The following is a 23,838-nucleotide window of genomic DNA, read 5'->3' on the forward strand; positions in this document are numbered from 1 at the left end:
CCATTCGCGCAGACTCCCCGCTGACTCTCCCGGCTCTCCGAATGAGAGCATTTAAAGAACATCGGAGATATCGCCATGACAGCCCAACGCGTTCAGGAGCGCGCGACGATGCTCGCCTTGCCTGAATGGTAGTTCTCGGCTTCAAAGAATCCGACCTAATGAGCCTACGTTGCAGCCACCGTCTAAGGTGTCGGTTGAGAGCGCGCGGCCGACGGCGGGATTGAAGTTTGCTATAGGTTTCTGGCCAGCAAACGGCCTTCAGATTGCGACGCGTGCCATTGTCTATCTCGGGTCGCACCCTGTGAAATGATGCGGATAGACTGCGACAGGCAAAGCCGGCCGACGGCGCCGTAAGCAGACACGGCGATTGTCTGTTCGGGGTGGTGAGCGGACCCTCGGAAACCCCGCCATCGGGGCGACTTGCGGCTCTCGTTCAGAAAGCCAAACCTCGGGTTCGCATCCAACGTACTCCGCGCAGCCCTCTCTTGGTCGCAAGCAAGGGGGTGGGCTGCGCGGCCTCAATCGATCACATACGCAGCAAGTCCCGGCTGGCGCGTTTATTGAGGCGCGCCATCGCCTCCTCGGTTTGAAGGTCGGGCGTGCGGTTCATCAACACGATGATTGCGTTTCCCTTCTTCATGTCGAAGTAAAAGCTGGTGAAGACACCCTGGTCCGAACCGGCGTGGCCGGTCAGCCCATTGCGGTCCCGCCAGAAGAACCGTTGCCGGTCATCAATGCTGGGAGGGAGTTGCAGCTTCAGCATCTCGTTGAACGATGCCGGAGACAGCAGGCGGCCGCTGCCCGTCTTTCCTCCCGCCAATATGCTTTGCGCCAGAAGCGCCAGATCACGCGCCGACGCGTTCACGCCACCATCAGGATAATTGGGATTCCCGAAGTGCGGATAGGCGCTGAAACTGCGGTCCGCTGCGGAAGGGCGGAAGACTTTGCGGATCAGGAAATTTCGCTTGGGGTCTTCGGTGCTCGCGCAAAGACCCGTGAACGGAAGACATTGGGATACATCATACCGGGTAGCCAACTTGCCGGCTGGGTAGTCCGCCAACACCCAGGAGGTATTGGTCATGCCCAGCGGCTCGAAAACATTGGCCTTTGCCAAGACGGAGAGCGGGGCGCCGCCCGCGTTCTCAGCGACTGCGCCGGCAACTCCAGCGCCCAGATTGCTGTATTCACGCGACGCGCCTGGCGCGGCGTTCAGATAGTAGGCGCCGCTTTTGTATCGCGCGCCTTCCGGAGACAGGAGTGCGCGAAGATGTTCAACCAGGGGCGTCGGCGAGTCCGCCCCCTTCTGATAGTCCGCAGTGTCGTAGTAGTCCGCTATTCCGGACGTGTGGGTCGCCAGTTGACGGATGGTAATCGGCAGGCCGTCAGCATGGGGGTTGTTCACACGAAACGGCAGAAACGCGTTGATATCTCTATCTAGGTCCAGCAGCCCCTTGTCATGCAGCTGCAGCAGGATGATTCCCAGAATGGGCTTGCTGATGGACGCAATGTTCATGGGCGTGTCGGCCGTCATCGGCTTGCGCGAAGCCACGTCCGCGAAGCCATAGCCCTGCATGTGAACGACCTGATGATCTCTCACCACAGCAATGGCGAGGCCGGGGATCGCTTCCTCTTCCATCAAGGCCGGGACGAAGGCGTCGAAGCTTTCCGCACTGGCCGACGCCATCAGCTGTTTTGGCGACGCTAGCCAATAGATCAGGAGCGCCGCAGACACTGCTACGAGTGCAATGAGAAATCTTTTCATGACTTTTCAGATCCAGGCGCAGTTGGATTAGGGAAACGATCGGCCATGCCTCTCGCGTTGAGAGCTGACATGGCGATATCCAGAATGTCTCCGAGGTCGGCGCCAAGATCCTTGTTCAGGCCATCGAATACCTCGGCAGCTTCGAGGTTATATTCATCGAGTCGACTGGCTTGGATTTTGCCGATTTCAGTGAGGAAATACTCAGTGCGTCGCCGATCAGACTCGTCGGTCCGCTTGTCGACGATCTTGAGCTTGTCGAGCGTGACGAGGTGCTGCGCAACGGTCTGATGCGGATGCTGCAGCACGCGCGCGACTTCGGTCACAGACGCTGGTCCACCCTTGCTGAGCTGGAGCAGTGTGGATGAACAGGCGACAGGGAAAACCATGCCTTTGCGGACATAGATCTGCGCCACTTGGCTCTGGATCAAAAAGGCAAGGTCAAGCAGCTTTTTGGCCGTGTAGGCCTTTCGAATGACAGCGTCATGGTAGAAATCGCGATGGGTCATTCCTTCGCCATAGCAATACGCAGTCAATTGTGCAATAGTCTGCGCAATTGACTGCGCAATGTGCTGCGTAAATTGCCCGAACTGCGGTGTTTGGCAGGCTAGGCTTCTGAGCGCTGATACACTGCTACTGACAATGGCGACCCCAGTGCCGAGAGCGGACATGCTGCTCGTCCGCCTTGGGTCGAAAGCGGGAAATGACACCCGCCCTGGAAGCTGACCTTCGACACGTCCAGTTGCATGGCTCAGACTGATCACCCCGCTCAGCGCTGGCCGTCCAGTGGGCTGGCGTCCGCTCCGTGATGAAGGGACGCGGGGAGGGTCGGAAATGCGGTTTGGGGGTATGGCAAGATTAAAGGACCAGGACCTTTGGCCGCTAGGTCGTTGATGGTGTTGGGGGTTTTTCGGGACCCGGCGCTAACGCCAGGTCCCTGTTTTTCGGACTTTGCCTGAACGCTCAAAGCCTTAGCCGGGACCTTGGCGCTCAATCCGCAAAATGCGTCCCATGCGGCCTCGGGCGCCCCTTGAGCCTTACGTCGCCCAGACCTTGTTGAGAACCTGAGCAGCGAGCGCGGACTTGTCGTGCGGCAGGAAGCGGCCGTAGTGCGCCGCGATGGTCTCTGGCGTGTCTTGGATCGCGTAGCTCGCCTGCTCATGAGAGCCGGTTTGTTTGAGCACATGCGTGGCCAGCACATCGCGCACATTGTGCGGGCCGTGCGGCAAGAGGCCGACAATGGCGCCGCGCTTTGTGTACGGATTGTAGATCCCGTGGCGCTGAATGGTGGAGCGCCAAGCGTCATAGAAGCTTGATTGGTTGTACTCCGGCGAGGCGCTTCGCGTGGACATCGTCTTGATGAAGAACGTGCCGGGATCGGCGTGCCGGCGAAGCAAGACCTTCCGATCTTTCTCGATATAGGTCTCGATCTCGACGTAGAGATCGCCCAGGTCGGGGAGCAAAAGCCGGAAGGGGTTTTTGCGAAAGAAGGTCGAGCCGGCGTTCTTGAAAGCAGCGGCGGGCACCAAGACCTCCCAAGCCTCATCGCGCGCGCTCCAGCGCAATTCACCGCGCTTCAGCAGCGCCAGTTGGCGCTCAGGCGTTGGCGTCTCGCCCTTGGGGCGAAACAGCATCTGGCGAAGGTTCTTCTGCCGAAGGCCAAGATGCAGGCCCAGGCGCAGCATCAGAAAAGCTCGGGTCGCCTCGGCCGCAGCAACCGCGAACCGCTTGCGATCTGGCCGCCACCGCCGCACCTCTTCGGTGATCTTGCGATACTCCGACAGCGGACTATCGGCTTCGAGAATGGGCAGGACCGGCTCAAAAGGATCGCGATGGACGCGCGCGACGCGCCGGATCTCGCGCGCTCGAACCAGCGCGTGGCGGTGCATGGCTTCGCAGAACCCGTCCCAGTCGTCATGCGCGGCTTGGACATCCTGCGGCGTCACCAGGCCCTCGATGGGGCGCAAGTAGTCGGCCAATCTTGGCGACTGACGCAGCCAACCGGCTTCGCGGCGGGTGAGGCCCGCGCCGAGCGTCACCAGCATCTCACCTTCCCATTGCGTGAAGAAGCCGCGTCGTTGCTCGCGCCAGTTAAGGTACCAGTCCCAGACCGCCGGCACCGCCAAAAGTGCAAACGTCAGGCTGCGCATCGGCACGCCATGACCATGAACCTCGCTGTCTGGCGAGGCGGCCAATGCGCCAAAGAGGAGGCCCAGATGTTCGGCCTTTTGCGCGGCCGTTTCCGCATTCCACACACCGCTTCGGCTCCGCCCGCGCGTGGTGAGGGTCGATGTTTTGAACAGCAAAAGATCCCGCGCTTCGGCGTCGAGACCGGCGGGCGCCGGATGCGTCATCAAGTTCCGCCCGCGTTCGCATTGGCCTGTCTCCACCAATCTCTCCGCAAGGGGCGTGACGGGCGCGAAGGGCAGGGCGACCGACCCCTCCGAAAAGCGAACGGAAAATCGCTGCTGCACGCTGGCGGCGTGATAGCGGCGATACTCGGTTGAGCCAGCGATGATGACGCTTCGGACCCAATCGAGCACCTCTTCCTGGCGCACTCTAGTGAGCTGCTCGAAGTCGTCGGGGAGGTGCCAGGTCAGTCTGCGCCGCTCGGCGACGGGCATGCGCTTCAAGGTTTTGCCGCTAAGTTGCCGGCCAGGATGGGGAAGTTTTGAGCGAAAGTAGCCGTCGGGAAGGCGATAGCGACGCTCAATGAAGGCCAGCACGCGAAGCCCCTTGGCGCTTCGCGGGGCCAGTACCCCGTTGACCCAGTCATAGAGCGTCCGGCGATCAACGGTGTCGCCAGTGAGCGCTAAGGCCTTGTGAAGACGGCAGATGTTCTCGCCATGGCGGCGGATATGTAGGGCGAGCGCCTCGTCGAAATCAGCGGGATCATCCCAGTCCTCCGATAGCGGCTCAGGATGGGTGATGACGGGCTTGGTCTTGTACGGGCCCCGTCGACCTCGGAGCTTGCCCTTGGTCGAGGAGAACTTCGTCGGCGCGTCGCCGGCGGATTTGAGTTTGGACATTTTGGCTTTGAGCGAGCGCGGGACCTGTCGCCCGCTCTGCTCAAGACGAGACGGAATGGGGGCGTTGGTAGTGAGGCCCTGGAATTGATCGCTTCACCGCTTTCAGCGGGTGAAAGACGCTGCCCTGCAGCCCGGATAACTGGCCAGATGTGGACGCTTAGACCGCTATTGGGCGCTTATTGGCCGCATATGGACATTTACGATCTGCGCCCTGGCGCAATGAGCGCGCTTCTCAACGAAGGTTGAGGCCAGATAGCGCCATGAGCAGACTCTCGAACAGCGCCAGAAACGCGACCTTGGAGCAGCGGTTCGCCGGCTTTCGGTGGTTGCGATGGCTCGGCGATCCTAGGCATCCAGACCTGCCGCATCCGTTTCAGGGTCGTTGGGCATTACCAAACGTGTTTCGCCGGCGGCGCTTTGCCCCTGTATCGTCCAGGGGCGCACGATCAGCACCATGAGCGTGAACAAGCTAATGAAAAGCGCGGGAATGAAGACTGGCGAGGCTTTGCCCTCGAAGGCTTGAACAACGCTCGTGAGGACGGCCGTGGCATAACCGCGCCGAGTAGACATCCGGCCCAGCCCCACTTCTCACCCACACGGGCAGATTGGTGTTGTCATCTTCCTCGTCCATCAGCGCGTTCCTGCAACGCCCTCGACGGCGCCGTCGTTCTGGCGGCCGCAAGCGCTGCGCGCCAGCGCGTTCACCAGCCCGTTCGCCAAGGAATCTCCTCCAACCGGTCCAGAAGCGCGACCCGAGCGTCGTCGTAGAACGCGCTGGTCAACTGCGTCATCGGCTGTAGCGATCTGGCGATGACAAGGCCGCACACCCGGGGAGTTTGGGTCGCGCCCAACTGCTTGCACAGGCCATCGGCGTTTTCCCGCAGGAACGTCACTCGACGCAGGTGGCGCAGCAATGAATCGGGCTTTCCCTTGTTGGTCTTACCCTGATAGCTGGCCAACCGCCGCGCCACCTCGCCGAGCGTCCGACACAGTTTAAGATCTTTGGCCTCGATGACCCAAACCAGATTGTCGGCGGCGCTATAGGCTAGGACATCGACGTCACCCAGACGAACGAGTTCGTCGCTTTGCTTGCGCTCCAGGCACCAACTCATGCCCCGACCAACCCAGGTCTGCAGACCTTGCGTGGCGACGGCGTCGGCGGCGGCCTGATTGAACTCCACCCCGGTCTGAGCGCCCTGGCGGCTGGAGAACTGTAGCATCGTATCGCTGGACCAGAACCCGCTTTGCAACGTGCCGCCGAGCGCGCCATCCATATTGTGGACGAGAGCCCGCTCGATCACGGCCGGGGCCAGGACGAGAAGCGGATCCTCCTCCGCCGACAGGGCTAAGATCGGGCGGCCGATCAACGAGCGCGGCCGGTCAAACTTCGAGACATCATAGTCCCCTGCACGACCGCCAGGCGGGATGTCCGACCAGCCGTTTCGCGCCGGCAAGGTTAGGCGGTTGATGAGCGGCTCAAGCGTCGCGCTTGCTAAAATCTCGTCCCTCGCACGCGCGTCCAGCAGAACACTGCGCCGCAGGGCGATCACATCCACGCCCTGGTTCATTGCCAGCACAGCCGCGCCCATCGCAAATTCGCGAAGAACGACATGGGGAACACCGTACTCCGCCTCCAGCGCCGCATGTAGCGCCTCATCGAGAGGCTCTGTGCGGCTTTGGCGAGCCCCGGATCGATCGTAGTTTTGATCTGCCGCCGTGCGGTCAACGGCGTGGAGCTGAACCACGGCGGCTTTCAGAGTTATGTCCGAAAAGCGATGATCCGACTGCAAGTCGCCAGACGGGCTGATCCTCAGCACGGGATTCTGATGCCCGGCGATCAGGGCTGGAAGCATGTCGGCGACGTGGAAGAGCGCCATCGCCTTGGCCTGCAGCTCCTCCATATCCATGTGGCCGACCGTCAGACCGCCAGAGAGCGCCCCATCTGCTTGCGCAAACTCGGCAATGATCGCGCTACTGCGAATGACGCTGTTGACCTGCTTCTTCTGCTCCAAGCTGTAGCGCAGGTCCTGCTCGACGCCGTGGATGGCGCGCATGGCCCGCGCCGACGTTTCCCAGGTGCGCATCTCCATCAACGCGGCCTGCTGAGCCCGAAGCGCGGCGACAACCAGACCCTGCCGGTCGAAGCCAGCCACCATGGCGCGTAAGTCGGCGATGTCTTGATCGATGCATCTGCGGACAAGCGCCACGCAGTCGTCAACGCCGCGGATTTCACGCGGCGCATCGCGAGGCCGGACTTTCCAAACCGAGCCATACTTCTCCGCCGACATGGCGGTGTAGGACAGGCGCCTCAGAGGCTGGATTACGCCCTTAGCGCCAAGCGCGTCGATCACCCGCTCAACGAGGCTGGCGTGACCGTGCCGCACGGCCGGTGGCGCAAAGTCGCGAACGAGTTCGAGCGCGACCTCGCGTGTGAGATCTTGACCAGCGCTGATAGCGGCCGCTTCCATCAGCCCGGCGGCGAGTGCGATCTCAGATGAGTTCTCAGCTCTGAGTGCGCCGACATGCCAATCTTGGCCCAGGTGCAGGCGCACGACGCCGTTGTCCTCAGACCAGACTTGCACCGCCGCATCGATCTGGTCGTCAGAAACAGCCGTGCCCACCTCGGTCGGTTGTGGATCCACCGATAGAGCCAGATCCACCATCGGAAAGGACGAGCCTGACCATTGCGCCCAGGCCGGCAGCACGTGTCGCCACCATTGCAGCGCCGTGCTCCAAGTCTGATAGACCGTCTCATGATCGGCGCCGCCAATGGCCTCCACCCAGGCGACGCCGGTTGGATCAACGGTCGCGCCGATCAGCCGCCGGCGTCGCACGGCGTCGACGGACGCATAGATCGGTTCGAAGTCTCCCGAGAACGGCGCTCGTTCCAACCGCGACATCGGCCCCCAGCCAAACCGCGGATGCGGCAAAGCTCTGCGTCCCCACGCCCGGAAAGCCTCGGCGCGGATCTTGGCCTGGTCGAGGAGGCCAAACTGGAGGTTCATCGGAGGCTCCAGTGCATGGCGCTGTGGCAGGAGATCGTGATCATTCTCACGCCAATAGGCGTGCAGATTTAGCCAGGTCCCCGGGTGATGAAGCTCAAAGCCGTCGGCCGCCAGCTGGCGACGGAGCTTGTCCAGCCGCCAAATGTCCTCCAGCTTGCCGGCTTCGCCGAGCGCCAGGATGCAGGCGTCACTGGCTTCCAGAAGGATCACCGGCCAGTCGTCATACCGCTCAAGAAGCTCGATGGGCATACTGCGCGACGCGCCCCAGCTGCCAGCGAGCCAGAGGGTAAATCCTTCGCGAAATCCCTCGACGCCTTGGGCCCCTTCTCGGGCCTCAGTCACCGAGCGAGCGAAGGCTGCTTCGAGCTCGGCCGAGCAGGGCCGTTCGCTGCCAAAGCCGCGCTCAGGCCAATCGTCGAAGCCGTCAACCGTCGCGAGCACGTGGCAAAGACGTCCGGCCGACAGCTCAATGACATAGTCCGCAGCCGGTTGATCACCGAGCTTGGCAAGTGGAGGCCTGCTCTCCTCCAAGAAACCGCACTCGCTTAGCCGGTTATGTTGGATCGCGAGCATGCTCACCGCCATAGGCGCCTGTAGCTGTTGCTCCACCACAGCGTCGATCAAGCAAGCTCGCACAGCGGTCGAGATCGCCCCGGGCGAAAGCACGATCCAATCGGATCCAATTCGCCAAAGGGGCTTACGTTCGAGTGGCGACATGCCGATCGCTGCCGTCGCGAGCCGCTCCTTGTCATCTTCTGTGAGCCGGAATGGCTCCAACAGGGCGGCGTCGACGTGTAGCGCCTGGAGATCCTCGACGGTGAAGACGACGCGTGAAGCCAGTTGGCCAAGAACGGGATCAGCCGGCACATTGATCCTGGCGACGGCCGCATCGGGCCCTAGGGCCCAGAGCTCGTCTCCTGTCCGGTCAACGAGCGCGTCGCTCAGCTTCAGCAGCGCCAGCGCCCTTCCCATCGGTTCGGCCAACGAAGGCTCGTCAAGCCGCTCGACACCCGAGACGATCAGATCGGTGAAAGCGGCGGATTGATCGTAGATGCCCGCTACAAACCGGAACTCTCCGTGGCGCGTGACCACCTGGCCAATGAACGGCTGCTCGAGCGGGTCTTCCTGGGCGTCGATCCGCAGCTGCGCGAAGTCCTGGTTCAGCAGCCGATCCAGCGCAGCGCGATCCATCACTCGATCCCCGGCCGCCGAAGCGGCAAGGATGCGAAGCGCCCAGTCCAGGCGTACTTGATGAGCATGGAAGGCTCGCTCGGTCGCAAGCCCCGCGATCAGCGCCGCGCTTGAGGCGAAGTCGCGGTTCTTCATCCGGCTGGCCAGGCGGGGGAGCTTGGCGATGGCGCTCGCCGGTGTCGCCGGAGGGCCGCGTTCGGCCATAAACGCTTCGAAATCGATCGGTGACCGCGCCCTTTGCACGACGCCTCCATTGGCCTCAGAGCTTCCTTGGTAAGCAGCGCCGAGCCGCACTTGCCCGCCAACGCGATGAGACCTCCGAGCCCTGCCGGATTCGGTCGTACGATGAACAGTTCACGTTTTGCGACCTGTGGTCTAGCTTTTCGCTTGACCACTAAGCCTCACCAACCAGCGTCGCCTTCCCCTCCCCCGATGGCTGCGGCTTCGATGTATCTTAACGCACGAAAGTTGGCCGGTTTGCCACTTCCGCACCACTGATGAACCGATTTCGCTGCTCGTAGAACGCAGCACGCTCTCGGGTATCTTGGTGCGCCGAGAGACCGATCCTGACGCTTTCCCCGATCCGACTAATTTCGCGATCGGAGTGGCCAATCCAGAGCGGCCCTGGTTCGCAGAGATCGAGTCCATCGGCCCGACCCTCGATTCGTAGCGCTTCGGCAAGGTGCCCATGACCCCACGTCAGTTTCTGCACAATTTTGGTTCCACGGTTCTGCTGCATGATCTCGATCCCATCGAGCGGCTCCAAGGCAATGACCTGCGCCAGACCTACCGCACCTTCGTCAGGTCGCGGGTGGGTCGGAGATCGACCTGCACCTCCTGATGAAGCACAGCCTGCGGCGTGAACGCCGGCTACATCACTCGGGCCAAGCTGATCAGCCGCCACCTGCAGACCGTCCAGGAGAAGCTCACCCAGACGGTCCTGGAGGGCACCAAGCTTGACGCCCGGCGCCGACCCAACTTGTCCTCGCGCCTTATCGGTCACCTTCGCCCCGAGGCATCCGGTCCCCGCCCGCCAAGCTCGCGCCGTTCACCACCCAAAACCGCCCCCTACGCTTAGATCGCAAGGTACAGCTTAACCAAAAAGCAATTCCAGATTGTGCTCCTTGTCGTGAGGTGCTTAACAAGAATGGGATGCAGATCGTGCTCAGCTGGACCGGACCAGATAGCTACGGAATCCTCTCCGCACAGGGGACCAAACGGTTGGCCTTCAGTCACGACGGTCGAGCGCTGGAAGTGAGAGCTGTCCATCTCGATGGCACAGGCGAATGGCTACTGGCGATTAAGGAGGGCGACCGGTTCGTCGCCCCGCGCGCCATCACCACCGTTTCAGATCAGAAGATTTTCGACGCGCGCCAGCAGGGCGGCCTGTACGCAGATCTTCTGGAGACGCTGATGACCTCCGAGCACGACGCCGTCATCGCCGGCGCGGTCGTGTTGCTCGACTTTGACCAGGCCCCGGACCGGCTGGCGGTCTGAGGATGACGAATTCAGCAGGCCTCGGCGCTCTCTTTATCCATCCGCATGGCGACTACTCCGGAAACTTGCTCTGGCCAGGTGAATTGCCGCCTTCGTTGATGTCGACGCTCTCCAGCGCACTCGAAGAGGTCCGGGCGCGTGGCTATTTCGCCAGCGCCTTCCTGAAAGGCGATGGCGTGACCTTCAACGGATTGGCTGGCCATCCGTACGATCCTGACCGCGCGCTCGCAGACTTCACCGCGTGCTTCGGATTTCTTGACCTGGAAGTCGCCACCGACGACGAGAGCACTCAAAGCGTCTTGGCCCGCCTTTCAGGCGATCGCGTGGTGACGCTTCGCTACCTCGCGCCGGCCGACGGTCTGCAGCTGGAGGCGCCGCTCACGCTTGGCAAGACGAAGATCCACCCACCGGTCGATGGCGAGGACTACCGACTTTCCGACCACCCTTGGCGAGCGCTCTGCGATGTTCCCGGCGCGGACGTCGATCCGAACTGGACGCCCAGCGCAAATGCGCGGGGATCGACCGCTCTGCTGGCCTATCCGCTGATCGAGCGATCGATCCAGGCGCCGCTGAGACTCGTCTACGAGGCCAAGCGTTCGCAAGACGCCCAGTCGCCCCTGTTGCGATTGATCATGGAGGACGCCGATCGCGCCCTCGATCCTGTCCGCTTCAATCTCTGCAGCTTCCGGCGCCTGGCCTATCTCCCTGCCAGGCCTGGGTGGCGAGGCGACGTCGCCAGCATCCATGTCATCCCTGAAACGCGCGCGTTCGAGGAATGGCTTCTGCAAGGCAAGCCCTACGTGCTGCGGGTCGCCAATACCTGGCTGGGCCTGGAGGTGGACGCGAGCGTGGAGTCATCGGCTCTTGCTCTAGTCGACCTGGTCGACAGCGCCGACCAGGACGAGATGACGCTCGCGCTGAAGGCAGCGCTACGCGCCTTCAACCAGGCGCTCTACATCGTCGAACTCGAGGCCGCGTTTCTGCATCTGGTCTATGCGCTGGACGCCTTGTGCGAGCCTGGGAAGCTGACCGGCGATCGCCATCGCCTTTGGATTTCCGCGTTCGCCTCTCACGGCGACGCGGCCAGGTTCGCTCAGGTCCTGGCCGACTTCGATCGCCTCTACAGCGTGCGCAACCGGATCGTCCACCAAGGGCAAACCTTTGCGAGCCTTGGACTGGTTGGCGAGGTTGAATGTCAGGCGATTCATAACCTCTTCGGCGCGGTCCTGAACGTGTTCCTGCGCCGACGCTTGGCCACGCACCGCCAGGCGATGATCTTTGCCTTCGGCCTCTTGACCTCGCCCGCTTTCCAGCCAGCTCTCTCTGCTCTGGGGCCGAAGCAATTCAATCTGCCGCTGGCTGCAGACAAGCCCTTCACCAAGCACATGCAGCCGTAGGCCATCCGGGGCCTCTTAGCCTTTGCGGGCTCATGAGGCTGTCATAGGTTTCGACATGACCATCGCTCGGTTCGCCCAGGACAAGTTTGAATATCAGGACCTCGCCACGCTTTTCTTCGCCCTGGCTGGACTTAACGACACAGGGCTGGAGATTCGCCCTGAACCTAGCGTGGGCGAGGACACCGAGGTTCGAACCCTGCTCGACGGACGGGGCGTAACGATCGACATCCAGGCCAAGGACGAAAAGGCCGATGTCGATCTCGCACGCCTGGCCTATCACCTGGCTCACCCCACGGCCCACCGTACCGATGAAACCCTGCTCGATCGACTGCATGCCGATCCGGACAAGCTCGCGGTCTTCATCACCTCCGGCCGGTTGCGCGACGACGCGGCGCTCTACGCCGCGCCAGAGCAATGGGCCGGCCGGACGCTGGTCGCAGCCAGCCCAACCCAAGACGACGCCCGCGACTTCCTGACCGCGTTCTCAAGCGTCGCGCTGCCAACGACTAGCTATGAACCCGCCCGCCAAGCCCATCGGAGAAGCCTGTCGACGCGCCTGTCGGCCAAGGACACCCAGAAAGTCCTTCGCCGCGTGCTGGTGCTGGAGCGGGTCTCCAACGCCGCGCTGAGGCAGCGCTGTGTCGAGATCGTCGCCCGCTGGATCCGAGCGCCAGAGACCATCGCCGACCGCCTCATTGACGACCTCTTCGACCTGGTGCGATCGGCGAAGAAGTCAGGGGCCGACATCGTCCCGCCGCTCAGGGCGCTGCTCGCCCGCCATCGCCGGGCTGAGTTTGGGTCTGCCGACTACGAGCCTCATGGGCTCGAACAGCAATGGGTCGACACCCTGCGAAGCCAGGGCCTGCTGCTGATCGGCGGACCGCCGCGATGCGGCAAGACCGAAGTCGCCGAGCACCTGGCCGACCGGTTTATGGACCTCGGATACGACGTCGTTCGCGCAGCGGACGTCGCCGACGCCCGCCGGCTCCTGCGGGACCAGGGCGCTGGCCAGCGGCTCGTGTTCCTGGACGATCCGCTCGGCGACGGCTGGAGCATCGCCGACATCCCCAACGCCTATGATGGTTTGCGGCGCCTGGTCTCCCAGACCTCGACGTCACGGCTTCTCCTGGTGGCGCAAAACCAGACGCCGCTGCTCAATGCGGCCAACCAGGAAAGCCTGGCGACGGTGCGCACCGGACCCCATGCCTGGACGAGCCTGGCGAGAAGCGACGGGGACCTCGCGCTGCGGGTCTGGCGTCGCAAGGCGGCCGAAGCCGCGGCGCCGGCCGAAGCGGCCGGCCGGATAGCGGCGGCGATCGAAGCCGGAAAGGTTCAGCTCGAGCTCGGCGCGCTCCAGCACCTGGCCTATTGCGGCCGGATCCTCGAGAGCAGCACGGTCGAGGACATGCTTGCCCTCGCCGACGAGGACGCGATGGCGTTCGGGCAGCGTGTATCAGAAGACGCTATGGCCGGCGCGGTGCTTGCGGCGATCGGCATGGCGACCGATCCCACGACAGGGCTTGATGCCGAAACACTCGCCTTCATCATCAGCGGCGATCCAACAGCAGCACCCTCCCTGCTCTCGGAAAAAGAATTCCGCGGCTTCAGCATGGGAACCGACGCCCACGAAGACGGTAACCCGCCGCCCGTCTATGCTCCCGCGCCCGTTCTCTCGGCGGAGCCTGCTGAAAAGGTCGAGGCGCTCGAGAACAGCCGGGTCCTGGTCCGCGATCCTGTCGGCGACCTTCAGCTGGCTCACGGCTTCTATCGCGCCGCCGCGCTCTCGGTTCTCAGGCGCCCTTCGCCGTCGACGGCCAAGCGTCACCTTCAGATCTTGCGGCGCGGGCTGTTTTGCCTCAGCCCGCGCGTGTCGCGCGCCTGCGCCCGCAATCTCGGGCGGATCGCCGCCGCCCTGCCCGCCAGCGCCGATCACGACCTCGTCGAGATCGCCGCGTCTGGCTTGTCTTCGCTCTTCCCGGGCACGCGCGATCTCTGCTGGCGCTACCTCATCGGCCGCTTCGACACACTGTCGCCGACAGCCAAGGTCCGACTGCCTCTGTGGCTGCAGAACGCCTATTCCACAGACTTGGACGACATCGTCTGGCGCAACGGCGAGGCCTGGCTCTACACCGGCATGCGGACGTTCGGGGCCGATCGATTGTTCCGTCGCGCCAAGCTCGAGGATGTGCGCGACGACCTTGAAGGCCTGGAGGGCGCGGACGAGTTCATCCTGTCGCCCGAACGCGCCGACCAGGTGCTGGTCTACTACGACCAAGAGCCTTCGCGCCTGAACGAACAAGCGATGAACCGGCTCTTGTCGTACGACGAAGCCGCGCTGCGGGCCGAGGGTTCGAGAATCTGGCTGCTGGGTCAGCGAAGCGACGACCATGAGATTCTCGACCGCATTTTCGAGGAGCGTCATCCTCGGATCGCCGTGGAGATCCTCAAGGGCGTCGCCTGGGCTTGGCCCGATCTCAGCGACAACCGCAAAGCTGATCTGGTGGCGCGTTTGAAGGCGTTCGTCGCCAGCCCGGCGGTGGCGTTGCCACTGCTGGATCGGCTCGTCGTCTTCAACCGGGTTGAGCATTTCACGGACGATCCGCCCTGGGTCTTGTTTGCCGCGCTGCTGCCCGTCGTTCTGGAACAGATGACCGACAGCGCGACCGGCGCTGAACCGCGCTTGTTCGCCGCCGCCGAAGACGCGGTGCGCGCCCTGCCGCCGCAGCAGGTCGTTCCGATGTGTGAAGCTTGGATCGGATGGTTGACCCGCACGAGCCGCGAGCAACTTCGATCTGACCACGCCTGGGGTGTCATCGATATCCTGATCACCGCCACCCGCGCGCAGCCCGATCTTCGTGACGGGTTGCTGGCGCCGCTATTTTCTCGGGTCACCGAAACGGGGGCCGCCGTGATGCTCCTTCGCGAGGTTCTCGGCAATTGGGAGCACCTGACGGAGGAAGAACGCCGCGAAACCACCAGGCTGCTTGATCGCGACCGCAAGGATCGGTGGTGGTTGAAAGCCGTGGCGCTGACCCACCCGAGCCGTCCCCCCGAGCTAGAAATTTCAATCCTGGGCGCCTCGCTTGCCGCCACCGCGCCGGAACCCGAAGCGCAACTTTCACCGGAGCTGCTTCACGCCTGTCTTGAGGTCTACCTCGGTGTGGAGCCCTTTGGGAGCCTTGGGCTGGGCCAGCGGGATCGAGCACCGTGGAGCGCCATCGCGTTGCGTCTTGCCGCCACGCCTGACCATCCTGAGAGTTGGCTTTGCTTGGAGAGTCTCGTTCGCCGGGAGGATGAAGGAAACCTCCTCGCGGTCCTTCCCCATTGGGGGCGGCGTCTCGACGACATTCTCGAGCTTCTGATCCAGCGCCGCCTCGCGACCGCCGGCGACGATAGTTTGGTCGATGTCTGGCGTTGGGTGTTCGACGCCGGCACGGATGCACAGCGCCAAGCCTGGGACAGCATCCTGTCCGAGAAGGTCGCTGGCGTCATCGACAGCGCCTCTGAACTTGGCGAGGAGCTTGGCCTCGATTTTGAGGAGATTCCGCTGACGCTTGAGGCCCTTGAGGGTGACTTTCAGATGATGGTGTGGGCGCTTGATGTGGCGAAGATCACGCCACGCCCGCCGGGCCTCTTTGCTGAAGCGCTCGATCACATCGTGGCGCTCGTCGAGCGAAAGCCGCCCCGCCTCTTCAAGAGCTTCGATTTGGTGACGCGGGTTCTGCGAGTTCCTGAGACGCGCGACCACCCGGCCTGGGACGTGCTGAGCAGCGCCCGCCACGCCTGTTTCAAGCCGCGCGACAAGATTCGACGGACGCGAACGGACAGCTGGGTCGTAGATCGCGCGACCTGGAACGGGCCCATGTGAAGGGGGCGCTTTGCCCCGTCTCCCTCACCGCCCCCAGAAGAAATGAACTTCGCCCCCGGCGGCTTCGATCGTGAAGAAATCCCCGTTGATCTCTGCGTCGCGGGCGATGGCCTCGTAGTCGATATAGTTGCGCAGGCTCTCGGGGATGGTGACTGTCTCCTCCGTCAGCTCCTGGACGTAGTCGGCCAAGTGCCGGAAGGCGCCCCGGTAGTTGTCGTCCAGGGCCTCGCCCGTCTCCTCGATATCGCCGTTGAAGTGCTTGAGCACCAAAGCGCCGAGCGCGCCGCGCTGGCGCAGGAAGGCGGCGATCTCGACCACCCGCGCCACCCCGGCATATTCGCCGATCTCGACCCCGCCGAAGTCCTCGTGATCATGAATGGCGAACTCCTCGGCCAGCGGAATCGGCGAGGCCTTCAGCATGGCGTTGACGCCCGCCCACACCGCGTCGGCGTCGTCCCCGACGTCGATCCAGGCGCCATTAAGGATGCCGTTGTTATAGGCCGCCAGGCAGGCGACGTAGATACGGAGCTCCAGCGCTTCACCGGTCTGGCTCATGATCTTCTCCTGGGTCGTCGGGTTGAGACGCAAAGCGCGTCTGCAACCCGACGACCCTCGGCGAGAGCGGGGGTGCAAGCGGAGTGGCCGCCTTCGCGGGGACCCGGCTGCAGGGCCTGGATGTCGAAGGTTCGAAGAGACCGACCTGGCCCGAAGCTGGGCGGAAGGCTGTCCGAAGCGCGCCAGGGGCGGAGCCCCAAGTCCGGCCGACCAAGGGACATTCTCGACGACGCGTTGGCCCATAGCTTCCCGGCCAGCGATTCCTTGTCATCGAACGACTACCGCTAGCGGGCCTGCGAGACCGAACACACCTCGCGCCGGACCTTGGCGAATGGCGCCGAGCCCCGCCCTATCCGACTGAAATGGGAGGGAAGCGGGCGATCTCGGCAAGGTCCGAGAGCATCGACGGATCGACGATGTGCTCATGTTCGCAGATCCAGTTTGCGCTGTGGTCGTTCGGCCCGGAGATGATCGCGGACGGCGCGGCGGTCGCCTGCAACAACACCCCGTCCCCGCCGTACGTGGCGCACAGGCCTCGCGCGAAGCGCTCAGCGACACCGCGGTCCGGTGTCCAATTCAGACCCAAGCGGCCTGCATCCAGCTCGCTGGAACGCTCGCCGCGGTAAACCGTCATCGCTTCTCCGGCGTAGGTCGGAAAGACGTGACGGAATGCGCGGATCAGGAGGGCGTCGTCGGCGATCTGGGCGCGATGGCGAAAGCCGCGCACCGTCCAATTCATGTGGAGCGCCGCCCGGAAGGCGGCGGATGGGGGCGGTCCGTCCAAGGCCGCCTCCAACACCTTGCGATAGGCTGGGCCATCATCGCCATCGACGACCGCGAACGCATCCGCCAAGCGATCGATCGGCCCATCCCCCATGGCGGCGAAAAGGTAGTCGAGCGCCTGGTGCATCGACAGTTGCGGACGCGGCTCGGTTGGCACGGCGGTGAACCAGAAGACAGGCTCGTCCCCCGGCGGCTCGCCGTAGAATTCGTTCCAGGATTTGGACTTGCGATCGGTCATGCGTCACGCTGTCCAAGCTCGATGCAAGGTCAAGACCTCAATCCTCCTCGACCTCGGCGTCTTCACCTTCGTCGGGCTCGGCCACCCCGCCGTTGCGCAGCGTCGCTAGCTGCTTGGCGCTCGGGGCGTCGAAGCTCTCAAAGCGCTCAAGCGCCACGATTTGGTCGCCCTTGGAATGATAGAGGCGGGTGTAGGTTTTGCGGCCACCAAAGCCATCGGAATAGGATGCGCCATAGACGTTCTTCTCGCCGGAGATCGCCCAGATAGCGACAAGCCCCTCGCGCTCAAGGTAGGCCAGGAAGCTCGCGCGATCGACGAGGGCCGCGCTTCGCCCGGCCAGGGAAACCGACGGGTCCCAGAATTTCACGGCGCCGTCGCCATCGACATATTTGATCGTGGCGCCGTCGGTGAGACGAAGGCCAAGGGCGTCCATCAGCCAGCCCGCCGGAAGGTGAAGGTTGATGTTCTGCTCGATCGAGCCATCGTATCCGCTACGCTCGGCCAAGTAGTCCGCCACGGTGGCGCGGACCGGGAACCGGCGTAGCGGACGCGCAGATCCGCGAGGCCACCATTCGGTGAACCATTCGGCCTCCTCGTCAGGATCGGGCCAGTCTCCCGTCTTCATCGCGGCCTGCTCGTCGTCGACGCGAATCGCCCAGGGATGTTCTCCCAGATAGCCCCGATAACCCCGACTCCGGGCGTCGGGCATGTCGCCGCCGCCCTGAAAATGCAGCGTCGCCATCTTCTTCACGGCCCGGGTGAGATCGGCCTTATTGACCACCAGACACCCGACCCTGCGCCAAGCCTCGCGGTCCAGCACGTTGTCGCCATCGCGCCAGGTCTCAAACCCTTTCAGGACCAACCAACGCTGTTGATCCTGGGGATTGGTCACCTCGATGTTTTCGATCCCGTCGAAGAAGTCTTTTTCCGCATGTAGCCAGGCCAGCGCGCCATCGACGCTGATGGGCTCGAACACCGGCGCCGGCGTCACCCAGAAGCTTGGCGCATCGAAGCGCCGCCAGCCGTCATCCGCCGTGGCCTGGACTAGCAGAGAAGGGTCAATATTCCTGAGGCCTTCAATGTCTTCGGGATTATCCCGATCTGGCAGCGGGCGCAGGTTGTCGGCCATACGCGCGCAAAGTTCGTAGAGCGCCAGCCACTGGTACTTCTTGCCGATCCGCTCGACATGGTGGGTGGCGCGATCATTGGGGACGGCGGCGTCGAAGGCGCCGTGAAGCGCGTCCGACCAGCCCAGATCGTGAGCCCTTTTGCAGACCCAGCGTCGCCCCCAGGCCAGACTGAACTCCGCTGGACCACCGTCACGCCACATCGGCGCGCGCTGATACATGCCCTCACTGCGCCAATGGTCCGCCTCGGCGCTCCACCGTTCGAAAGCTTCTTCGCCGATGGCGTCGCAGAAGGCTGCCTTGGCCGCCTTGGTGGCGTCGCGCTTCTCAACGTAGTTCGCCAGGTCGGCGGCTTTGGCGAACGCGATGGTCAAGTCTTCATGCGCCGCCAGCATTGCCGGCGTGGCTGTTGACTTGAAGTCGGCGAGCCAGGCTTCCGCGACCTGTTTCGCCGAGGGCACGGGAAAGACATCCCGTCGAACCTGACTCCAGTCGTCAATGGCGCCGTCCAGGACATAGCGCGCGAAGTCGCCGTCGATGGTCGACGCCGTGATCTGGTCGCGCCCCACGTGGCCACTCTCATGCGTGCGCGTGTAGCCCTTCATCGTCGACTTGGTGACGTACTCGATCGGCCAGGGGCTCGAATAGGGCGGCTCGGCCGTCTCCGGATCGAAATCGGGCGGCAGGACGCCCCGAACGTTGGCGAACTGGACCAGGCGACGACCATGGTCTCGCAGCAACGCGTTCGGCGTCACGTCAGGCGTGATGAAGAGATCGGCGTGGACAGCCACGGTGACGGCGCAGAGTTCCGCGCCCGTCCAGCGTCCCTGCATGGCGGCGCCATAGATCGCGGCGGCCAAGCGTTCGACGACGTAGCCGTCGTCCAAGGCCTTGAACCGACCCCACAAGGAAATCGCCAGCTGTGCGCGATCGGCGAGAACCGCGACCAGAGCCTTTGTAGCCGTATCCCTGATGACGCGGCTGGAGGTCGTCAAAAACCAGCAAAGCTGCAGGGCCGTGAGGGCGGCTCTGCCGGGGTCGACCGCCTTTTGGTCGGCCGATCGAACCCAGTCCACTAAGTGCCTCGCCCGCGCGCTGCGAGCGATATGGATCGACCACACAGCGTCACGCTGGGGCATGGCGAGCAAGCGGAGCTCTTCATCCAAGCGTTCGGCATAGGCCAGCTGGGGGTCGGTCGACAGAGCGATCAGGGTTTCAAAGCGAAGGGTTGCGCCACCGATTTCTTCGATCAGCTCCCAGGTGCGCGGCGAGATCGTTGCCGGCGCCCGGTTCAGCAGGCTCTCCGTGAACGCTCTGCGGAGGAACACCAGATCGGGAACGTCGGGCGCGTCCAGCAGCTCGACGCCAAAGCGCTCAGGGATCTGCACCGAAAGCGCCTGGCAAAGACCATTGAGGATGAAGGAGCGGCTGGCTTCGAGCGCGAGGCGGGCCGGCGTTCCGGCCGCAAACAAGAGTGCGACGTCCCCGCCGCTCGGGACGCTCTTGGCCAGTAGGTAGGCCGCCGCGGCGTGATCCCCCATCCGCTCGAAGGTAAACCTGACGACCTCTTCCTGATCGACGTCGAAACCGGGCTCGGATGAAAGAAGGCCTTCATTCTCGAGCTGAAACAGGAGGTCTTGCTGGACCGAAATACCTGGCGTCACGACCTCGGAGATCAGCGCATAGGCGCGGCTGAACGGCATAAATCCGTAGCCGGTCTCGGCCATTTCCTGGGCCAGCTTCTGGATGGCGGCCTGCGGCAAATTGCGCTTGGGCGCGGCCCCAAGTTGCTCGTTCACACGCCGCGCCACCGCGTCGGTATAGAGCTTGAAAACAGCGGTCACCCCGCCAAGACCGCTCGAGAGCAATGCCTGGCCATCGAGCTTGAGCGCATCGCAGCAGATGCGAAGAAAGAGAGGGGACTCGAACTCCTGAAGCCTATTTGGCTCTTCAGCCAAGCTTACGCCACGACGGGCGAGATACTGGCGCGCCTCGTCGACCGTGAAGCCGGTGTGCTCGAGCCGAGGAAGCTGCGTGTCATCAAGATCCGCGGGGATCACAAGCTCCTCGTAGGACGAGCGACACGAAAGGACGACGCAGATCCATTCAAACTGCGCCGCGTCATGGAGCAGGCCCGCCAGGCGTTCAGGCCAGATGGATTGGCCGTGCCGTTCGTTCAGGGCGTCGATCGTAATCAGGGTGCGCACACCCGCGGCCTGGCCGGCGGCGTTGAGCGCTCCCAAAAACTGCTTGGCCTGAAGGTGCTTGGGGAGATCCAGGGTCTGCAGGATCGCGCCCCAGGGCTCGGCGTCGGGCAGCGCGCCGCCGAGGATCATCAGCGCAGGCCGATCCCGCTCGATCTGAAAGTCGCATGCGTCAGCCAGCAGATGCGACTTGCCAGATCCCGCAACGCCGGTGACGAGGAGTGCTCGGGTTTCCAGATGATCCCAGTGTTCGGCGTTCAATTCCTGGGAAACGTCCTGCAGGACAGCCAAGAGGTTTGAGGCGACCTTCGCCTGCGCCGTTGGCTGGCCGTCGGGCAGTTGCGACCACACCGCTTGGTGCCAAGTCCGCGCCGCCGAGTAAGCCTTCTCGGACTGCGTTCGCAGCTCTTCCAGCGGCGCCGGTGTCCCACGAGCGCCGGCCGCTAGGGCGAGCGCCTTGATCAGCGCCCCGCACGCCTCGCCAACCTCTGGCGTATGGCCAAACGCCTTCGACAGCCGGTTGGCGATACCGTCGCCGAGGCTCTCCAGTTCGCGAAAGAATTCAGGATCGAGCGTTGTCGCAAGGATGCTTGTGCGGATCGGCAGATCGATGCTGACCTCGGGGCTATAGCGCCTGCCGAGACTCGTCCGCGTGCGGTCGAAAACGCTCTTGAACCAGTCATGGGTCAGCAGCGTCTGATCGAACCAATAGGCGAGGCGCCCGGCGGCCTTCGGACTTGAGCTCGACAGCCGTTCGCTGAGCTCGTGCGCGCCCCAGTGGTCGATGGTGATGGTCCGTCCGGCCACGCGCGCCTGCTCGACGCGCTCGTCCCTCCAGGTCGTCCAACGTTGCAAGGCCGTGGTCACGTCGGTGCGCCGAGAATCGGCGAAGTCGAACGGGACACAGGCGATGAACCGGGTCATCTCCGGGTGCTTTTCGAGCGCCCTGGTCAGGGACTCGTCCAGCGAGCTGATCGCCGCGGCCGGGTCAGAATAGTATTTCACCTGCCAACCGACTTCGGAGCCATCGGCCAGGGTCGCGAAGCACTCGACGCCGCCGTCGCCGCCACGGCCTTTGCGAACGAAGCTCGTCCTCTCCCCGACGAGCGGCTCGTCACCCGCGAGTTGGCAGCAGAGCTCTTCGAAAGCGTCGGCCTTCGTGCCGCGGTGAAGGCGAATGGCGTCGAAATCAATGCTGGGCAGCGTCATCGCTACAGTTGCGGCGAGGCCTACCCTCAACGCAAGCGCAACCTTGACCGTAGGTACTCAAAGATGGTCGGTCTCGCGGCGGCTCGCGTCGCCGATCCTCAGCACTCGGCTTCGATGGCGGGCGCGATGATGGTTTCCCAATCCCGGATCACGAACAGGCAGGTCAGACGGTACAGAAGCCAACAGCCATAGATGACGCTCGGATCGAAACACCCGGCCGATCCGAGCTGACCGTGAGCTACCTCATGGCGCAGGCGCGGGCCGGGACGAAGGTCAAAGGTGCGCTCAATCTCCGAGGCGATATCGGCTGTGAAGATCGACTCGAGTTTCGGCCGCATACGCTCGAAGAGACCGCTTAGCGACAGGTCCTCCTCGGTGGCGTCGCTGAAGCGCTTGGCAGGATCCTCGCCGGCCACGCTGAGGATGTGGCGCATGCACGGCTCCAGCTGGGGAATGAGCAGGTGCGCCGCCGACATCATGTCGCCCTGGACCAGACGCGCGAAGCCCAGGGCCATGAGCCATTCCTGGTCCCGCGCGACGAACGGAGAGCGGCCGACAATCGGCGCGAAATGCTGGGGGCCGATCGTGAACCGTTGGGAGAGCACCAGCCGTGCGGGTTCGACGACGCCGGTGACGACCTGCAGGCGACGAAAGACTTCCGACCTTTCGATGGTGAGGGCGTACCAAGCCTCGGATGGCTCATCGCCTCCGTGGAGACCTGGGATATGGGCCGCCTTGCGCCCTTTGCCGTCAATCAGCGCCGCGGCCATGGTCGCCATGACCGGAGACCTGTCTAGCGAGGTGAGGGCCTCGCGCCGGAGGGTCTCAACGGACGGCGACCTCGCCAGCAGGGCAAACTCCCTGAGGGCCTTGGCGAGGCTAAGCTCCGTAAAGAGATCGGCGACCTCGTCCTTTTCGGCCTCCAGATCCATGTCGACGGGGATGGCCGCCATCTCGCCCAGCGACTTTTGCTGGAGGCGGCGAAGGTCCAGTCGCAGGTGTTCGGCCAGCTCGTCGACGTCATCGACATGTAAAAGCGCTTGCAGCGCGTCCATCACCCAGGAGGCTTCGGCGCCGACGGTGCTGACCTCTGCGCGCATGGCCAAGATCTCGTCCACGGCGCGCAGCTGACAGCGCCGCTTGGCCTCCTGCTCGCCATGCTGATCATAGAGATGCGCCGCCAGGTCCCAGAGGATCTTGGCCGCTATGGGGTAGGGCCTTTCCACCGGAGCCGACGCAACGCCCTCGGCATCGCCAGCGACCGAAATGGGATCGAAAAACTCGTAGTTCAGGCCAAGAAGGGCCGCATCCTTGAACGGAACATAGGCGGAGTCCGCGGCGCGGGCAGCCTCATAGAGGCGCTGTAGCACGGGCAGCATCTGGACAGGACGTTCGCGCTTCTTGGTGACGGCGCGCGCGATCTGGAGACCCCGGCGCACCTGGTCCAAAGCCGCCATGAGATTTGCGTTCGGCAGGTCGAACTGCGGCCTCAGCGTTCCGTCCATAAGGCCACCGGCGCAAGCCTGATAGGCCTCGATCGCGGCATCAGCCATCGCGCGTCGTGTGCGCTCGTTCGACCAAACGACGTCACAGAGACGCGCCTTGAGGCCAGGGTGGCTGGTCGAAGCCGCCACCTGCGCAAGAACTTCGACGAGCGGCTTGCCTAAGTCGGAAGAGGTCATGGTTCGCCCCTGTAGCGTCACGACGCGACTTCCCCACACGTCGGCGGGGTCCGTCGTCCGAAGTGGCAGGTCACAGAGAACGCGAAGAAGCTCGAAGACCTGCGCTTCGATCGCCGCGCCGGCCTCCAGCGCCCGCGATCGGGCAGCGCCGAACGCCTCGGCCAAGGCGTAGGAATCGACGCGCTCAAGATTGGCGAGTGGGGCCTCGAAGCTGGCGGCCGTGAAATCCTCCAGGGCGAGAAGCCGGGGTTTTTCCGAACCCGATTGGTTCTCGTCGGTCATGGCGCCCCTTCC

Annotated in this window: 13 protein-coding genes; 3 read left to right on the forward strand and 10 right to left on the reverse strand. The window is 63.7% G+C overall.

The window, feature by feature from the left end; genetic code table 11:
- Positions 1 to 526: 526 nt before the first annotated feature.
- The 6 genes from OVA11_RS06015 to OVA11_RS06040 all read right to left on the reverse strand — a co-directional run bounded on the left by OVA11_RS06015 (position 527) and on the right by OVA11_RS06040 (position 9,987).
- Positions 527 to 1,762 (reverse strand): serine hydrolase domain-containing protein, encoded by a 1,236-nt coding sequence (locus OVA11_RS06015; RefSeq protein WP_268066627.1) that lies wholly within the window; start codon positions 1,760 to 1,762, stop codon positions 527 to 529.
- Positions 1,759 to 2,430: a MarR family winged helix-turn-helix transcriptional regulator gene (locus tag OVA11_RS06020; protein WP_268066628.1), complete on the reverse strand. Its 672-nt coding sequence runs from the start codon at positions 2,428 to 2,430 to the stop codon at positions 1,759 to 1,761. The genes OVA11_RS06015 and OVA11_RS06020 overlap by 4 nt, the downstream gene beginning before the upstream one ends.
- A 366-nt stretch (positions 2,431 to 2,796) precedes the next feature.
- Positions 2,797 to 4,788: a hypothetical protein gene (locus OVA11_RS06025; protein WP_268066629.1), complete on the reverse strand. Its 1,992-nt coding sequence runs from the start codon at positions 4,786 to 4,788 to the stop codon at positions 2,797 to 2,799.
- A 345-nt stretch (positions 4,789 to 5,133) separates the two neighbouring features.
- Positions 5,134 to 5,358 carry a hypothetical protein gene (locus tag OVA11_RS06030; protein ID WP_268066630.1) on the reverse strand — a complete coding sequence of 75 codons (225 nt, stop codon included), beginning with the start codon at positions 5,356 to 5,358 and terminating at the stop codon, positions 5,134 to 5,136.
- A 131-nt stretch (positions 5,359 to 5,489) separates the two neighbouring features.
- Entirely contained in the window at positions 5,490 to 9,188 is a 3,699-nt protein-coding gene (locus OVA11_RS06035; RefSeq protein ID WP_268066632.1) for a hypothetical protein, read from the reverse strand.
- A gap of 250 nt (positions 9,189 to 9,438) precedes the next feature.
- On the reverse strand, positions 9,439 to 9,987 hold the full coding sequence (locus OVA11_RS06040) for a DNA-3-methyladenine glycosylase (protein ID WP_268066633.1): 549 nt from the start codon (positions 9,985 to 9,987) through the stop codon (positions 9,439 to 9,441).
- Between the two features lie 149 nt (positions 9,988 to 10,136).
- Here OVA11_RS06040 and OVA11_RS06045 point away from each other — a divergent pair, with 149 nt between their 5' ends.
- The 3 genes from OVA11_RS06045 to OVA11_RS06055 are packed head-to-tail and all read left to right on the forward strand — an operon-like array spanning position 10,137 to position 15,746.
- Complete coding sequence (locus OVA11_RS06045) at positions 10,137 to 10,481, forward strand: hypothetical protein (protein WP_268066634.1); 345 nt, start codon at positions 10,137 to 10,139, stop codon at positions 10,479 to 10,481.
- Positions 10,482 to 10,483: 2 nt separating this feature from the next.
- Positions 10,484 to 11,878, forward strand: a complete 1,395-nt coding sequence (locus OVA11_RS06050) for a HEPN domain-containing protein (RefSeq protein ID WP_268066635.1) — start codon at positions 10,484 to 10,486, stop codon at positions 11,876 to 11,878.
- A 55-nt stretch (positions 11,879 to 11,933) separates the two neighbouring features.
- On the forward strand, positions 11,934 to 15,746 hold the full coding sequence (locus OVA11_RS06055; RefSeq protein ID WP_268066636.1) for a hypothetical protein: 3,813 nt from the start codon (positions 11,934 to 11,936) through the stop codon (positions 15,744 to 15,746).
- A 24-nt stretch (positions 15,747 to 15,770) separates the two neighbouring features.
- Here OVA11_RS06055 and OVA11_RS06060 read toward each other — a convergent pair whose 3' ends face one another.
- The 4 genes from OVA11_RS06060 to OVA11_RS06075 all read right to left on the reverse strand — a co-directional run bounded on the left by OVA11_RS06060 (position 15,771) and on the right by OVA11_RS06075 (position 23,826).
- On the reverse strand, positions 15,771 to 16,301 hold the full coding sequence (locus OVA11_RS06060) for an antirestriction protein ArdA (protein ID WP_268066637.1): 531 nt from the start codon (positions 16,299 to 16,301) through the stop codon (positions 15,771 to 15,773).
- Between the two features lie 349 nt (positions 16,302 to 16,650).
- On the reverse strand, positions 16,651 to 17,322 hold the full coding sequence (locus OVA11_RS06065) for a hypothetical protein (protein WP_268066638.1): 672 nt from the start codon (positions 17,320 to 17,322) through the stop codon (positions 16,651 to 16,653).
- Positions 17,323 to 17,359: 37 nt separating this feature from the next.
- Positions 17,360 to 21,862, reverse strand: a complete 4,503-nt coding sequence (locus OVA11_RS06070; protein WP_268066639.1) for an AAA family ATPase — start codon at positions 21,860 to 21,862, stop codon at positions 17,360 to 17,362.
- Between the two features lie 98 nt (positions 21,863 to 21,960).
- Entirely contained in the window at positions 21,961 to 23,826 is a 1,866-nt protein-coding gene (locus OVA11_RS06075) for a DUF7380 domain-containing protein (protein WP_268066640.1), read from the reverse strand.
- Positions 23,827 to 23,838 lie beyond the last annotated feature (12 nt).

It is taken from the genome of Caulobacter sp. SL161 (assembly GCF_026672375.1).
Classification (GTDB): Bacteria; Pseudomonadota; Alphaproteobacteria; order Caulobacterales; family Caulobacteraceae; genus Caulobacter.